At 68.6% G+C, this 14,710-nt stretch carries 13 protein-coding genes; 6 read left to right on the forward strand and 7 right to left on the reverse strand.

From position 1 onward, the window contains the following. The first annotated feature begins 63 nt into the window (after window positions 1-63). Together SYV04_RS17830 and SYV04_RS17835 are read left to right on the forward strand one after the other, a co-directional pair. Complete coding sequence (locus SYV04_RS17830; RefSeq protein WP_321547003.1) at window positions 64-294, forward strand: helix-turn-helix transcriptional regulator; 231 nt, start codon at window positions 64-66, stop codon at window positions 292-294. Window positions 295-303: 9 nt separating this feature from the next. Continuing rightward, the gene (locus SYV04_RS17835) at window positions 304-1,689 is read left to right on the forward strand and encodes an MBL fold metallo-hydrolase (RefSeq protein WP_321547004.1); all 1,386 of its coding nucleotides are present in this window, start codon (window positions 304-306) and stop codon (window positions 1,687-1,689) included. A 66-nt stretch (window positions 1,690-1,755) separates the two neighbouring features. Here the strand turns inward: SYV04_RS17835 and SYV04_RS17840 are convergent, their stop codons facing one another. Together SYV04_RS17840 and SYV04_RS17845 are read right to left on the reverse strand one after the other, a co-directional pair. After that, window positions 1,756-3,642, reverse strand: coding sequence for a Hint domain-containing protein (locus SYV04_RS17840; protein ID WP_321547005.1), 1,887 nt, complete (start codon window positions 3,640-3,642; stop codon window positions 1,756-1,758). A 262-nt stretch (window positions 3,643-3,904) separates the two neighbouring features. Beyond that, entirely contained in the window at window positions 3,905-4,828 is a 924-nt protein-coding gene (locus SYV04_RS17845) for a hypothetical protein (RefSeq protein ID WP_321547006.1), read from the reverse strand. Between the two features lie 285 nt (window positions 4,829-5,113). Between SYV04_RS17845 and SYV04_RS17850 the strand changes: the two genes are divergently transcribed. From SYV04_RS17850 to SYV04_RS17865, 4 genes are all read left to right on the forward strand, one after another. Next, on the forward strand, window positions 5,114-6,013 hold the full coding sequence (locus tag SYV04_RS17850; RefSeq protein WP_321547007.1) for a BON domain-containing protein: 900 nt from the start codon (window positions 5,114-5,116) through the stop codon (window positions 6,011-6,013). A gap of 33 nt (window positions 6,014-6,046) precedes the next feature. Continuing rightward, window positions 6,047-6,505: a BON domain-containing protein gene (locus SYV04_RS17855; RefSeq protein ID WP_321547008.1), complete on the forward strand. Its 459-nt coding sequence runs from the start codon at window positions 6,047-6,049 to the stop codon at window positions 6,503-6,505. Window positions 6,506-6,678: 173 nt separating this feature from the next. Continuing rightward, window positions 6,679-9,483: a hypothetical protein gene (locus tag SYV04_RS17860; protein ID WP_321547009.1), complete on the forward strand. Its 2,805-nt coding sequence runs from the start codon at window positions 6,679-6,681 to the stop codon at window positions 9,481-9,483. 12 nt (window positions 9,484-9,495) lie between these two features. Further along, a complete protein-coding gene (locus SYV04_RS17865) occupies window positions 9,496-9,711 on the forward strand; it encodes a hypothetical protein (protein WP_321547010.1) in 216 nt (71 codons plus the stop codon). A gap of 7 nt (window positions 9,712-9,718) precedes the next feature. Here the strand turns inward: SYV04_RS17865 and SYV04_RS17870 are convergent, their stop codons facing one another. From SYV04_RS17870 to SYV04_RS17890, 5 genes are all read right to left on the reverse strand, one after another. After that, window positions 9,719-12,097 (reverse strand): FdhF/YdeP family oxidoreductase, encoded by a 2,379-nt coding sequence (locus SYV04_RS17870; protein ID WP_321547011.1) that lies wholly within the window; start codon window positions 12,095-12,097, stop codon window positions 9,719-9,721. Window positions 12,098-12,198: 101 nt separating this feature from the next. Continuing rightward, window positions 12,199-12,738 (reverse strand): hypothetical protein, encoded by a 540-nt coding sequence (locus SYV04_RS17875; RefSeq protein ID WP_321547012.1) that lies wholly within the window; start codon window positions 12,736-12,738, stop codon window positions 12,199-12,201. Between the two features lie 136 nt (window positions 12,739-12,874). Then, a complete protein-coding gene (locus tag SYV04_RS17880; protein ID WP_321547013.1) occupies window positions 12,875-13,249 on the reverse strand; it encodes a response regulator in 375 nt (124 codons plus the stop codon). Between the two features lie 31 nt (window positions 13,250-13,280). After that, entirely contained in the window at window positions 13,281-14,153 is an 873-nt protein-coding gene (locus tag SYV04_RS17885; protein ID WP_321547014.1) for a CheR family methyltransferase, read from the reverse strand. 17 nt (window positions 14,154-14,170) lie between these two features. Beyond that, a complete protein-coding gene (locus tag SYV04_RS17890) occupies window positions 14,171-14,710 on the reverse strand; it encodes a chemotaxis protein CheW (RefSeq protein ID WP_321547015.1) in 540 nt (179 codons plus the stop codon).

The raw sequence follows: 14,710 nt of genomic DNA on the forward strand, positions 1-14,710 counted from the left end.
AGATTGAGTGGAAAGACTCGGTGCCGGGTATGGCATAGGCTGGCGGACTGAACGGGGTTCCGCATGAGTCAGAGAGAGCGGGCCGTCGCTCTGGGGGTCGCCATCCGCGCCGCCCGGGAGAGCGCCGGGCTCACGCAGGAGGATGTCGCCAGCCGAATCGATCTGCACCCGATGACGTACGGGGGCATCGAGCGCGGCCGACTGCTGCCCAGCGTCTCGACGCTGACGCGCATCTGCGTGCTGCTGAAGATAGACCCGGACCAGTTGCCCGACCTGCAGGACGTCCGCGACTAGGGGAAAGCCATGGCCTCCATCCACTTCCTGGGTGCCGCGGGCACCGTCACCGGCTCGAAGTTCCTGCTGGAGCACGAGGGCCGGCGGGTGCTCGTCGACTGCGGCCTGTTCCAGGGCCACAAGGAGCTGCGGCGGCGCAACTGGGAGCCGCTGCCCGTGCCCGCCTCGAGCCTGGACGCCATCGTCCTGACGCACGCCCATATCGATCATACGGGCGGGCTGCCGCGCGTGGTGGGCGAGGGCTACAACGGTCCGGTCTACTCCACCTCGGGGACGCGGGACCTGGCGGCGCTGCTGCTGCCGGACTCGGCGCACCTGCAGGAGGAAGAGGCGCGCTACGCCAACAAGGAGCGCTACTCCAAGCACCAGCCGGCGTTGCCGCTCTATACGGTGGCGGATGCCCAGCGCGCCGTGAAGCTGATGGAGACGTTCGGCTACGAGCGCCCCAAGGAGATTCTCCCCGGCATCACCCTTACCTTTTATAGGGCGGGCCACATCCTGGGCTCGGCGGTGTGCGCCTTCGACCTGAAGAGCACGGGGCAGCGCGTGGTGTTCAGCGGGGACCTGGGCCGCTACAACGCGCCCATCCTGAGGGATCCGCAGGGCGTGAGCGCCGCCACCACGCTGGTGGTGGAGAGCACCTACGGGAACCGGGAGCACGGCGAGACGCGGCCGCACGACGCGCTGTGCAACGCGGTGAAGGGGGCCTTCGATCGTGGCGGCGTGGTGGTCATCCCCGCCTTCGCCATCGGCCGCACCCAGGAGCTGCTCTACCACCTGCGCAACCTGGAGGAAGAGGGCCGCATCCCCGAGGTGGACGTGTTCGTGGACTCGCCCATGGCGTGCGATGCCACCCCCATCTACCTGGCGCACCCCGAGGAGCATGACCTGGGGATGAGCTCGCTGGTGGACCGGGGGGCCACGCCGCTGGCCACGCGGCGCACCCGGTTCATCACCTCGCCCAACGAGAGCAAGCGGCTCAACCAGTTCCAGGGGCCGGGCATCATCATCTCCGCCTCGGGCATGGCCACGGGCGGGCGCGTGCTGCACCACCTCAAGCACCGGCTGCCGGATGCGCGCAACACCATCCTCTTCGTGGGCTACCAGTCCGAGGGCTCGCGCGGGCGGCGCCTCCAGGACGGGGAGAAGGAGAGCCGCATCCACGGGCAGATGGTGCCGGTGGCGGCGGAGATCCGCACGGTGAGCGGCTTCTCGGCGCACGCGGACTGGCGGGAGACGATGCGGTGGATGGAGGGCTTCCAGTCCCCTCCCCGCCAGACGCTGCTGGTACACGGCGAGCCCGTGGCGCTCCAGGGGCTCAAGAGCCGCGTCGAGTCCCAGGGCTGGCAGGCCTACGTGCCCCGGTACCTGGAGCGGGTGGAGCTGGCGCGCTAGCCCTCGAACGACGAGGCCCCGATCCTCCGCGGGGAAGGACCGGGGCCGGGGCGAGCATCTACCGCGTTACTTGCGGGCGGCGCCCTGCTTCACGTCGAGCCGCTTGAGGTAGTCCTTGTGCCAGACCTTGGGCAGGCTGGACATGACCGCCACCTGCGGGTGCTTCGGCGTCTCGAGCTCGAGCTGCATCGCGTTGTCGCCGACCAGGAAGCCACCGGCGAACATGGTGCGCTCCTCCTTGCTCAGCGAGGCCAGCTCCGCGTCCGTGCCCAGGGTCAGGTTGAAGACCTGGCCCTCGTAGGGGATGCGCTCGATCGAGGTGATGGTGGTGGTGCCACCCTTCGCCTTGACCTGATCCTTCACCTTCAGCGCCACCGCGGGGACCACCTTGCCGGAGGCGGTGATGACCGGGTGCTGCTCGGTCAGGCGCACGTCGTGGCCCGCGCTGTCACGCACGCGCACCAGCGGCTTGTCCTCGCCGCCGCGGGCAATGTCCATCACCGTCAGCGCCACACCCTTGTCGTTGGCGATGACCTTGTCGCCCACCTCGAGCTGCTCGATGGGGCTGCTGGTGCCGTCGGCGCGCAGGATGCTGGTGCCCTCGGCCATGCAGCTGTTGCGGTAGAAGATCTTCTGCGTCACCAGCGCCTTCATGTCCGACGTCATGGAGGTGAAGCGATCCTCGATCAGGCCCCCGCCGCAGTCGGCCTTGGCCTTGATCTGCATCCACAGCGTGACCGCCTCGTTGAGGATCGTGTCCTTGTTGCAGGTGCCCGGGCCGCTGGCCGTGCGGGTGAAGTCCGCCAGGAACGAGAACGCGGAGGCGCGCGAGCCGGAGACCAGCTGGTTGAGGAAGTCCGTCTCGACGTAGCAGACCTTGCCGGTGTTCACGAGCTGCAGGCGCAGCTTGGCCGACTCGAACTGGGTGATGCGGCACTCGGCGGCCTTCGCGCCCGCGTCATACAGGCCGTTGACGGGCAGGTAGACCTTCGCCTGCGAGTAGTTGCTCACCGGCCAGTACGCGCTCGGGTTGCGCGTGCCGTCGGGCTTCGCGCCCGCGATGCCGGTGATGAGGCTGCCGGACGGGTAGGCCTGCAGCACGCCGTTGACGTAGCCAGACACGGCATAGTCGCAGTCCGAGCCACCGCGCTGCTGGCAGATCACGATGTCCGAGCCCGCGCCGCCCAGCAGCTGCGCCGGGTGGAACACCTGGATGCCCTGCTTCACCGGCGTGACGGCCGACTGCACCTGGGTGTAGGTGAACTGCTCGGCCCCGGTGCTCTCGTCCATGGCGATCATCAGCGACTCGGTGTTCAGGTGCCGAGAAGCATCCGCCGGGAGGGTCGGGTAGATGACGAGATCGCCCACGAAGTTCGTGCCGCCGCCGTAGTCCTCGCCCGCCGCGGAGTCGACCGGGATGTTGTCCGTGAGATCGGCGTTCGAGTCGTAGGCGATGACGTCGGTATAGATGTAGTTGGCGCCGCCCTCGCAGGCCACCACCGGGGTCAGCTCATAGGTGGTGCTGGTGCTGTCACCCTTCTCGTTGCCCATATAGAGGAAGTGGGTGCACCACTGCCCCGCCTCCGACTCCTGGGTCGAGATGTCACCGGGGCGCGAAGGGTTGGCCAGCGCCTTCAGCCGGGCCTCGCGCAGCCGCTGGAAGAGGTAGGGCGAGTTCTTGGGAGTCTTTCCGGACGCCTTGAGCCGGTTCTCCACGAAGCGGAACTGCGCCGCGTCCGCGAGGTCGATGCGAATCGAGTCCGAGGCCCGCTCGGCACGTGCCTGGAACTTCCGGCTCATGTACTGCGAGTCCGCGAGCAGGCTTGCCTTGTCCACGCTGGCGGTCGGCGGGTTCAGCGCGCTGGTCCACCCCGCCGACAGCAGCGCGACTGCGGAGACCGAGCCCACGGAGACAAAGGAACGCAACGCCTTCGATACCTTCTGGTTCTTCATTCGTCCTCCCTCTTCATCCATACCTGTCATGCGTGGCGTCACGCCGAGATGGGACGGCCTTCCGTGTCGCCATTCCATGGCAACACGGTCCCTGCCGGATTCGAACTGTTGGGATTGGCCCTCAGGCCCGGCGCTCGGCGCGAGCACCCCGTGACGATATTCACTATCAGAGAAAATGAGGGGAGTGCAAGGATTCTTAGTTATTCTCGCATGACTGGATTTCCCAGCTTAAGAGAATCCAAGCAAGAGTCCCGCGCTGGGCTCACCACGCCACGGGAGCGATGCAGTAATTGAAGGTGGCGTCCCTGCAGCAGCCATACGCGCATATCCCTCCCGCGTTCGAGCACCAGTCCTCGTAGACGCATCCCTGGAAGGGATCGCACCCATAAGAGTGCTCACACGGGGAGTAGGGACAGACGACGTTCTCCACGAACGCGCATTGGCCCGCTCCGTTGCAGGCGGAAACCATGCACAGGTTGCCCGAGTCGCACCACGTCCCGGCGGGCTTGGGGTTGGGGACACACTGCCCGGCGGAGCAGGTGCCGGTGGACTCGTAGCACTGGTCTGGCGGGGGTCCGGCATCGCAGCTCGCCCCCTCGGCCTTCAGCGCATACTGGCAGGTGGTACCCGAGCAGGTGCCATTGGGCTCATGGCACGGGCTGGGAGGCGTATTGCAGGCGCCACAGGACAGCTGCACCCCTGTGATGTTGAGCTGGAACTTGCCACAGGACCAACCCGCTCCATCCACCGTGATGCTGACCTCCTGCCCCGCCGACAGGTTGACGGACACCCCCGAGGTGGAGCCACCGGGCGCATTGTCATTGCAGCCGAGTGTCGCGCTGGAGTTCCAGTCGGTGACCACCAGGACCGTGTCGTAGTTGGAGCCGTGGGTGGTGTACGTGAAGCTGCCGGTGTACGGGGCCATCCAGCGGAAGCTGAAGTCCGAGGCGGAGCTGTTGCTCTTGCAGGAGGGAGTCACCTCGTTGCGCGCGCCACAGGTGCTCCCCTGGGCGACCGCGGTCCCCGTCCGGAGTCGGAGATCGATATAGGAGGTATTCACGAGCGCCGCTTTGCTGACGGCCAGGGAAGGCGCGTCGTCGACGGTGGAAGGCTCACAGGCCCCCAACAGACAACCCCAGACAACGACGGCGAGCATTCGCACGAACTCCGGCCCCATAAGACGCATGATTCCTCCTGGAGAGAAAAGGGAGGGGCCGATGGCACGCCAATCCCCAGCGCTTCGCCGGGGCTGCAGCCGCGAACGCACAGCCCCCACGACACGAAGACACGCTTAGCGTAGCCGAGCGACCGAGCAGCCTCAATCGGCATCCCTGTCTTTTCGGGTGAGAGGCTTTGGCTTTCATTCCCTGGCGGCACGCTCCTCCCCTGCCCGCCGCTCGGGCGCGGGAGGGGTACGTTGCCGGTCGCGAGCCGGAGCCTGAACGTCTTGGAGTTACCCGGGGAGGCTGCGATGGCAGACAGGCGCTACGAGGACGACAGACGCGGACAGGACGAGCGGCGCAGACGGGATCCCGAAGAGGAGCGGCGAGGCGAGCGGCGCGCGGAGATGTACCGGGGTCCCGATGAGAGGGGCTATGGAGGGGGCGAGCGGCTGGGCCGACGTGAGCGGAGCGAGCGCGGGAGCCGATATGCCGAGCGGCCGAGCCGGGACCGGGACTTCGATCCGAGGGCCAGCCCGAGCGGCGCCTTCCATGAGGACAAGAGCCGCATGGGCCCGGAGCGTGGCCGCTATGGCATGGGGTCGCGGGGCTATCGCGAAGCGCCGGAGCACCGGGAGCGCGACCACTCGCACCTGGCGGGGCTCCATGACATGGACGACATGTCGGAGCTTCGAGAGGGCTATCGGGAGCACCGCCGGCAGCGCGACGATTACCCGCCACGCTATGGCCACGGCCCAGGTGTGGAGAACATGGATGCGCCACGCCTGGGCTATGGAACCAGCACCACGCGCGGTGATGATCATGACATGGGCCACGGTGGCTTCCTCGGCGGGGGGAACTACCGCTCGGGCTCACCGATGCCCACGGGACGGGGCCCCAAGGGCTACCAGCGCTCGGACGAGCGCATCCGCGAGGACATCTGCGACCGGCTGATGATGGGCTGGATGAACGCGGAGAACGTCGACGTCGAGGTGCGCAACGGCGAAGTCACCCTCAAGGGCATGGTGAAGAGCCGGGACGAGAAGCGCGCCATCGAAGCGCTCGCCGAGTCCGTGCTGGGGGTGAAGGACCTCATCAACATGCTGCGCGTCGAGCGTACGGACCCGCTCCGGGCCTCGGAGCGTCCCGAGCCGCACGGCGACAAGCTGGCCGTGGCCCAGGACTCGGAGAAGGGCCCGATGCATTCGTGACGTGACGGGGCCCCGCACGAAAGGAACCCAACGATGGCGAACCGCTATGGCGATGAAGAGGAGTACGACCGACCTCGGGACGAGGACGAGCGCTACTGGCACGAGCGCAACTGGGGCAAGGGCGGAGGCTACGCCGCCGGCGCCGCGGGCATGGGCCGGGAGCCCTTCGGGGACGAGTGGCGAACGGCTCGCTCACGCGGCACGGGCAAGGCCCCCAAGGGCTACGTCCGCTCGGACGAGCGCATCCGCGAGGACGTCTGCGAGCGGCTGATGTACAGCCCCTATGACGCCAGCGAGGTGGAGGTGACCGTCACCGGTGGCGAGGTGACCCTGAGTGGCACGGTGCGCCACCGCGCCGAGAAGTGGGGCATCGAGGACGTGATCGAGGACGTCGTGGGGATACACGACATCCACAACCAGATCCGGATTCAGCGAGGCGAGACACAGCAGTCGCTCCCCTTCACGGATGAGCCGCGGCACTTCCACTCCTGAGGTGCCGGAGCGGAGAGCGAGGGCGTCGTCCACCCAGGCGGCGCCCTCCCCCGAGGGCTGTCCAGGTTTGTCTTTCGTATTGATGAGAATCGAGCGCTTGCGCCGCTGCTCGCCAGGTCAGGGGCCCTGCTAAGCTCTCCATCCGTGCGGGTCTTCCCGTGGGAGAGCGCCTCATGAGGTTTCACCGATGGGTTGTCGCGGGCTGCGCGCTGGTGCTCGGCCTGCTGCCAGGGCCGGCTCGGGCGCAGACCTCCGAGCTGCCCGTGTACGTGAGCGATCAGTTCAAGTCGGTCGCCAAGAAGGCCTCGCGGCAGCTCGTCACGAGCCACATCGTCTCGGCCTGTCCCGACAACAAGCCGCTGTGCAAGCCGATCGTCGAGCAGCTCGCGGTCGCCACCGAGGCGGCCATCTCGAAGGATCAAGCAGGGCTGGAACGGGCGCTCAACACCTTCTTCGTCAAGAGCTCGGTGGCGGGGCTCGTCGAGGTCGTCCTGGGCGATCTCGCCGACACCCAGCAGAGTGAGTACCCCCGGCTCGCCGAGGCCCTCGAGCCCGTCAGCCAGTGTCTGGTCGCGTCGGTCATCGCGGGCCGGGAGGCAGGCCAGACCCTCGAGGAGTGTCGGTTCGACCCGGACGAGCTGAAGGCGCTGAAGTCGGAGGCCGAGCGCCTCGTCTGCCGCGTCAATCCTCGGGCCTGCCCGCTCGTGGACAAGGTGGTGAACCTGCTGGAGCAGCGCCCCGTGAAGGTGGACGAGGTGGTGTACGGGCTGTCCCAGATCGTCGAGGGCGCTCCCTTCCACCGCAAGCGCGAGAGCCTCTATCTGTACAGCCTCGGCGACTTCCTGGCCCGGGCGCCCGAACATGGGCTGTACGACGCCACCTGGTCGTTCCTCACCAGCCCCGACCGCAAGTCGCGAATCTGGGACCGGGTCGGCGTCGAGGAGCGAGCCATCGCCAGCGGCGCGTTCTTCGAGTACCGCTTCCTCAACGGCACCGAGGACGACATGATCCTCCAGCTCTTGAGGGACTGTGGGCTGCCCACGGACGCCTATGATGGGTGGATCCGCGCCCGCGCGAGCCTGCCCGCCTTGCGCCAGTCCCTGCTCGTCGGCAGCGACATCCAGGAGCAGGTCGAGCCGCTCAGCGCGCTGCTCACCTACAAGCAGTGCAGCGCCGGCACGGAGGACCATCAGAAGCGACTGCAGGAGATGCGCAACCAGGTGCAGAGCCTCCTGGTGCCCCTGGAGTTCCGGAGCGCGATCCGGCGCTACGGGGTCGTCGCCCTCAGCGCGGCGGCGCTCCTCGACTACGTGCGCTCCTCCAACGAAGAGCAGCTGAGCGCCAGCATCACCCGGACGACGGTGTTCGGCGTGGCCCAGTCCGTGGCCGCCCAGCAGATCACCCAGCGGCTCCAGGCCGAGCAGGGCCGCACTCCTGCTCCCGAGAGCCGGCTGACCGGCGTGACGATGGTGGGGCCGGGCGACGTGCTGGGCACCTGTGAGTTCCAGCGCGTGAGCGCCCTGCTCGGCCTGCCGTACACCGTGGCCGATCTGAACGCGCCCCGGTGCTTCGAGCTGAACAGCCGCACGACGGTCCTGGGCATCACCGATCTGGTGGACCTCGGCGAGCGAGAGGACGCGCCCATCGAAGTGGAGGCCAAGGCCTTCGCCCAGTTGCTGAAGCACGCCTACTTCCAGCAGAACACGCCGGCCAGCGGGTTGAACAGCGAGCTGCTCGCGCGGCTGGTCGAGGAGTCCGAGCGCTTCCTTGGCGAGGTGATGGGCTCTCAGTCCCCCACCGTCACCCAGGCTTGGCCGGAGATCCGCGACGCCCTCGTCCGCCTCAACGCGAGCCCCGGGGACATGGAGGCCCGAACGAAGCTGCAGGCCCGGGCCTATGCCCTCGCCGCCACGGTGCCCGCCCCCGCCAGTGGGCCTTCGCTCACCGAGGAGCGCTTCGTCCAGCTGATGCTCGATGGCGTCTCCTCCGAGATCGAAGGCCGGCTCGCCCCCGTCTGGCAACAGTGGCTCGCGCGCAAGCGCCAGCTCGAGGCCCAGCAGAACCCCTCGGCGGCGGAGCAGGCCGAGCTTGCCGGGCTGCGGTCCCGCTCGCAGCGCCTGCCCCAGCCCCGGGAGGTCCGGGCGTTCCTGGAGATTCCCAAGGAGCAGCGCGCCGTGGAGGTGTTCAAGCTGCTGCGCGGCCTGCTGCGCGCCATCGCCCCGGAGATCCTGGAGAAGATCGAGGGCACCCTGCCCATCGGGCCCCTCGCCCAGGCCGCCCAGGATGGCGTGGAGCGACGGACCGACGACTCCCGCCGGCGGATGATGCGCATCGGCGCCGACTTCCTCGTCGCGCAGGCGGACAAGCTGGCGATCCGGATCGTGGGCGCCGATGCCGCTCGGTGCCAGGAGGATGACCCGAAGTGGCGCAGCATCCTCAACCGGCTCCAGGCGGCCTGTACGGCGCACCTCCTCATCCAGAGTGCCTACCACCCCATCGCGGACTACCTCAGCGAGGGAGGCTTCACGGCTCCAGGAGCGGCCCGGCTGGCGGATACCTCCTACCGCCAGCTCCTCCAGTCTCCCCTGCTGGCCTCGACGCCCGTCATCCTCAACGTGGGGCTGGGGGTCAACTGGGTGCGCCCGAACAAGCTCGACAGCGACTTCGTCACGCTCACCGTCGTCGACAAGTTCGGCCTGGCGCTCATCAAGTACAACGGCCCGAGCTATGGCTTCGAGGCCGGCCCCTTCGTGGGAGGCTTCCTCGATGCGCTGGTGCGCACGGCCTCGGGGGTCGAGGAGAAGTACTGGCTCGCCGGGTTCACCGTGGGCTTTCCTCGCATGGCCGGATTGGATCTGGGCCTCGAGGCTCACGCCGCGGCGGCCATGCCCTTCACGTTCACTCCCGACAAGCCCCAGCTCACGCTAGGGCTCACGGTGGTCGTCCCCTTCAGTACCGTGTTCGACTCAGGCGAGTAGAGGAGACAGACGATGGCCACGAGGGCGAAGAAGACCGCCAGGAAGTCGACCCAGAAGAAGGCCCCCGCCAAGAAGGCCCCCGCCAAGAAGGCCAGCGCGGAGCCCGTGCGCCTGGCGATGTCGAAGCCCAAGTCCAACTACTGTCCGGATGACGGGCGCCTGCTGCGCGCCGACCGCACCTGCCCCGTCACGGACTGCCAGTACCACGACACGCCCGTACCGGAATGACGCCGCCTCAGCTGGCGACGGGGGCCGGCTCAGTCGAGGGCGCCACGCTGATGACCACCGACTTGGAGGCGGGCGTGCGGCTCTTCTCCGCGAAGTCGTCGATGGCCACCAGCACGTTCGTCTCGGGGAAGTACGTCGCCGCGCACCCCTTCGGGATTCGGTAGGGCACCACCACGAAGCGGCGCGCCACGCGCGTCTCTCCCTGGAAGTGGCTCGTCAGGTCCACCACCTGCCCCTCAGTGAGCCCCCGCGCGCGGATGTCCTCCGGGTGCATCATCACCACCCGCCGCCCGTTGCGGATGCCCCGGTAGCGGTCATCCAGGCCGTACAGCGTGGTGTTGTACTGGTCGTGGCTGCGGATCGTCATCATCAGCAGCTGGCCAGGAGCCAGCTCGATTCGCGGCAGCGGGTGGACGGTGAAGCGCGCCTTGCTGTCCGGCGTGAGGAAGCGCCCCTCGCGCGGGCCGTTGGGCAGATAGAAGCCGCCGGGCTCCCGCACGCGCCGGTTGAAGTCCTCGAAGCCAGGAATGACGCGGGAGATGAGCTCGCGGATCCGATCGTAATCCTCGGACAGCCCCTGCCAGTCCACCCGACTGCGCTCGCCGAGCACCGCGCGCGCCAGCCGCGAGACGAGCTCCGGCTCGCTGAGCAGGTGCTCGGAGGCCGGCTCCACCGCGCCGCGCGAGGTGTGGACCACCCCCATCGAGTTCTCCACCGTGACGAAGCGCGCCTCGCCCGCCCCCATGTCCCGCTCGGTGCGCCCCAGACAGGGGAGGATGAGCGCGCGCCGCCCGTGGACCAGGTGCGCCCGGTTGAGCTTGGTGGACACGTGTACGGTGAGGCGCGTGCGGCGCAGGGCCTCGGCGGTGAACTCGGTGTCCGGCGTGGCCGACAGGAAGTTGCCGCCCAGGGCGAAGAGCACCTTCACCCGCCCCTCGTGCATGGCGTGAATCGTGGCCACGGTATCCAGCCCGGGCTTGCGGGGAGGCTCGAAGCCCAGCTCGCGCTGGAGCGCGTCCAGGAACGCCGGGCTCGGCTTCTCGACGATGCCCATGGTCCGATCGCCCTGCACGTTGCTGTGGCCTCGCACCGGGCACAGCCCCGCCCCCGGCCGGCCCACGCTGCCGCGCAGCAGCGCCACGTTGGCGATCTCCTGGATGTTGGCCACCGCGTTGCGGTGCTGGGTGAGCCCCATGGCCCAGCAGAAGATCGTCCCCTCCGACTCCGCGAGGATTCGCGCCGCCTCGCGGAGCTGCTCCGCCGACACGCCGCTCTGCTCCACCACCTCGTCCCAGGACACGGCGCGCAGGGACTCCACGTAGGCCTCGAAGCCCGTGGTCCGCTGCCGGATGAAGTCGCGGGCCACCACCTGTCCGGGCCGGCGCGCCTCCTCCTCCAGCAGCGCCTTGCCCAGCCCCTTCAGCAGCGCCACGTCTCCGTTGATGCGCACCTGGAGCCACAGGCTGTTGATGGCGGTGCCGGGCCCAAGGAGCTGAATCGCCTCCTGCGGGTGCTTGAAGCGGTTGAGTCCCGTCTCCGGCAGCGGGTTGATGCTGACGATCTTGCAGCCCCGGCGCGCGGCCTGCTGCAGCGAGGTGAGCATCCGCGGGTGGTTGGTGCCCGGGTTCTGGCCGATGACGAAGATGGCCTCGGCCTTCTCGAAGTCCTCCAGCTTCACCGTGCCCTTGCCGAAGCCCAGCACCTCTCCGAGCGCCGTGCCGCTGGACTCGTGGCACAGATCCGCGCAGTCCGGCAGGTTGTTGGTGCCGAACTGCCGCACGAAGAGCTGGTAGAGGAACGCCGCCTCGTTGCTGGTCCGCCCGGAGGTGTAGAAGCACGCCTCGTCCGGCGAGCCCAGCGCGTTCAGCTCGCTGGCCACCAGCGCGAAGGCCTCCTCCCAGGAGAGGGGCTCGTAGTGCCCGCTACCCTCGCGCAGCACCATGGGGTGCGTCAGGCGCCCCTGCTTGCCGAGCCACAGGTCCGACTGCCGCGACAGCGCCTCCACGCTCCACTGGCGGAAGAACTCCGGCGTCACCCGCGCCGTCGTCCCCTCCTCCGCCACCGCCTTGGCGCCGTTCTCGCAGAACTCCGCCATGGAGCGCTCGGCGTCCGGGTCCGGCCACGCGCAGCCGGGGCAGTCGAAGCCGTCCTTCTGGTTGACCTTGAGCAGCAGCTGGGTGCCGCGCACGGCGCCCATCTCTTTCCAGATGTGCTGGAGCGAGGACACCACCGCGGGAACGCCACCCGCTACCTCCTGCGGGGGCCCGATGTCAGGCGGCCGAGCCTCCGGCGGAGGCTGGGCGCTGACCCGCTCCGGAGCGAGCGGCGCCGGTGAGCGCGAGGCCTCCTCCGGCACTGCCTGCTTGTCTCTCCGTGCGTCCGCCATGGGGTCTCCCGGGGGCAGCTCGCGCCGGCGTCTGCCGGTGCGGTGGCCCCTCGCCCCACTCTAACGTCCTGGCCGCGCGAAGAGCGCGCCAGGCAACCTGCTCAGCACTCGGTTCCGCCCGCCGCTTCGATGGTGAACACCTGGCGCGCCTCGGGGAAGACCAGGATGTGCAGATCGGCGTGGTGGCAGAAGTCATCCGTCGACACCTGCCACCAGTGGTAGTAGCCGGAGCGGTACGCCTCGGACGTCCCCACCTGCGTCTCGATGGTCGGCACCAGCGGATCGAGGAACCGGAGCGCCGACTGCGTGTCCTCCATGCTCCGCTCGGGGTGCTCCGAGTCCCGCTCCCAGGGCTTCGACAGGTCCGAGGCCCCCACCTCGAAGGCCATGGGCACCACGTCCGCGAAGGCGAGCTCCCCCGCCGACGGGGCGAACTGGAAGGCGCGCACGGTGGCGTTCTCCCCGGCGGCGGCCAGCACCTCGGCGCTCACCGGAACCTCCACCAGCGAGGTGTCTCCCACCGCCTGCGAGGCCTTCTTCAGGCTCGTGGCCTGAGCAGGTGCGTTTTCCTGCGCTTCCTTGCTACACGCCACGCCCAGGGTGGCAGCCAGAGTGAGGGCCAGTAACGAGAAGCGCGTCATCCAGGGCTCCTGTCTCAGCGGGCCAGATCAGCCCGCAGTGGAATGATTCGATGATGCTCGAATTTTACAGAAGCATCAAGTTAGAACCGCATTCCAGGCCAGAGGCGCTAGTCCAGCCAGACTTGTGAAACCGGTTTTACTCCCGGAGGAAGTTGGCGATCTTCAGCCACAGCTCGCCGCCGTTGACGGGCTTGGTGATGTAGTCCGTACAACCACTCTCGTAGCCGCGCTCCACATGCTCGGCGCCGCTGAGCGTGGTCAGCAGGAGGATGGGCGTGTTGCGCGTGGCCTCCTCGGCCCGCAGCCTCCGGCACGCCTCGAAGCCATCCATCCCCGGCATCATCACATCCAGCAGGATGAGGTCCGGGTGCTCGGAGAGGGCCACCTGCACCGCCTCCGCGCCATTGGAGGCGGTGAGCAGCTCGTACGGCCCCACCTGGAGCAGCAGCCGCTCCATCATGAGCACCGTGGGTGAGTCATCGACCAGTAGGATCTTCTTCGCCGCGGACACTGCCCCTCCCAAGGGTTTTGCCAGATGAATGCTACTGGTTCGCGCGCACCGCGTAGACCGTGGGCATCACCAGGCGGACACGGTGGGTCAGCCCCGTCAGGCTCTCAGCGTGGCCGATGAAGAGATAGCCCGCCGGCCCCAGGTAGCTCAGCAGCCGCTCCAGCGCCCGCTGCTTGGAGGCCGCGTCGAAGTAGATGAGCACGTTGCGGCAGAACACCAGATCGAAGCGCCCGCTCACCTCATAGTCGTCGGCATGCAGGTTGAGGCGCTGGAAGCGCACCAGCTCCCGCAGCTCCGGGCCGGCCTTCATCCGCCCCTCCTGGCTGCCGACGCCCTTGAGCATGAAGCTCTTGAGGTACTCCGTGGGGATCTCCCGCGCCTTGTCCAGCGGCCACAGCGCCTGCCGGGCCCGCTCCAGCACCCGCGTGGACAGGTCCGTGGCGAGGATCTCGATCCTCCAGCCCTCCTCGGGCGGCAGATGGCGGCGCAGCACCATGGCCAGGGTGAAGGGCTCCTCGCCCGACGAGCACCCGGCGCTCCACACGCGCACCGAGCGCGAGCCCGAATCCGTGGCGCCCTGGGCGCGCCAGCGGGGAAGCAGCTCGCGCTCCAGCCACTGGAAGTGCTTGGGCTCGCGGAAGAAGTGCGTCTCGTGGGTGCAGATGGCCTCCACGAGCTTCATCCGCTCGGCCGCATCCTCCTCGGCCCGCTTCAGGTATTCGCTCAGGGAGATGTCCCCCAGCTCCCGCAGCCGGCGAGACAGCCGCCCCACCAGCAACGCCTTCTTGGCGGGCCCCAGGTGGATGCCCGCCTCGCGGTAGATGAGCTGCTGGTAGCCGCGGAAGATCCGGTCCGGCACCTCGGGAGCGCCCGGGAAGGGCACGGACTCGGGAACTCGGGACATGAGCGATAGCGCCCCATTCATCGCGCGGCTTCCTTGGAGGACGTCTCCGCCTGGACGGGCGGGGCCTCGGAGGCCTTGAGCGCGCCGGCGGCGAGCAGATCCTGTCCCTGGAGCACCCGATCGATGTCCAGCAGGAGGATGAACTTCTTGCCGGCCCGGCCCAGGCCCACGAGGTAGTCGACGCGCACGGGGGTGCCGAACGCGGGCGGCGGCTCCATGTCCCCGGGGCCGAGCTCCACCACCTGGCCGATGGCATCCGCCAACACGCCCAGCACCAGCTTGTCGCCCTGGAGTGACACCTCCACCACGACGATGCAGCTGCGGCGCTGGGGGGTACACGGCGCGAGCCCGAACTTCACCGCGAGGTCGATGACGGGCAGCACGCTGCCGCGCAGGTTGGTGACGCCGCGGATCCACGCGGGCGCACCGGGCACGCGCGTCACCGTGTCGTACTCGATGATCTCCCGCACCTGCAGGATGCCCAGCGCGTACTCCTCGCCGGCGACGAAGAAGCTCAGGTACTGCGAGACGACCGCGGGGGTGGAAGGTTGGCTCAC

Origin of the sequence: Hyalangium ruber (assembly GCF_034259325.1) — a bacterium.
Lineage (GTDB): Bacteria > Myxococcota > Myxococcia > Myxococcales > Myxococcaceae > Hyalangium_A > Hyalangium_A rubrum.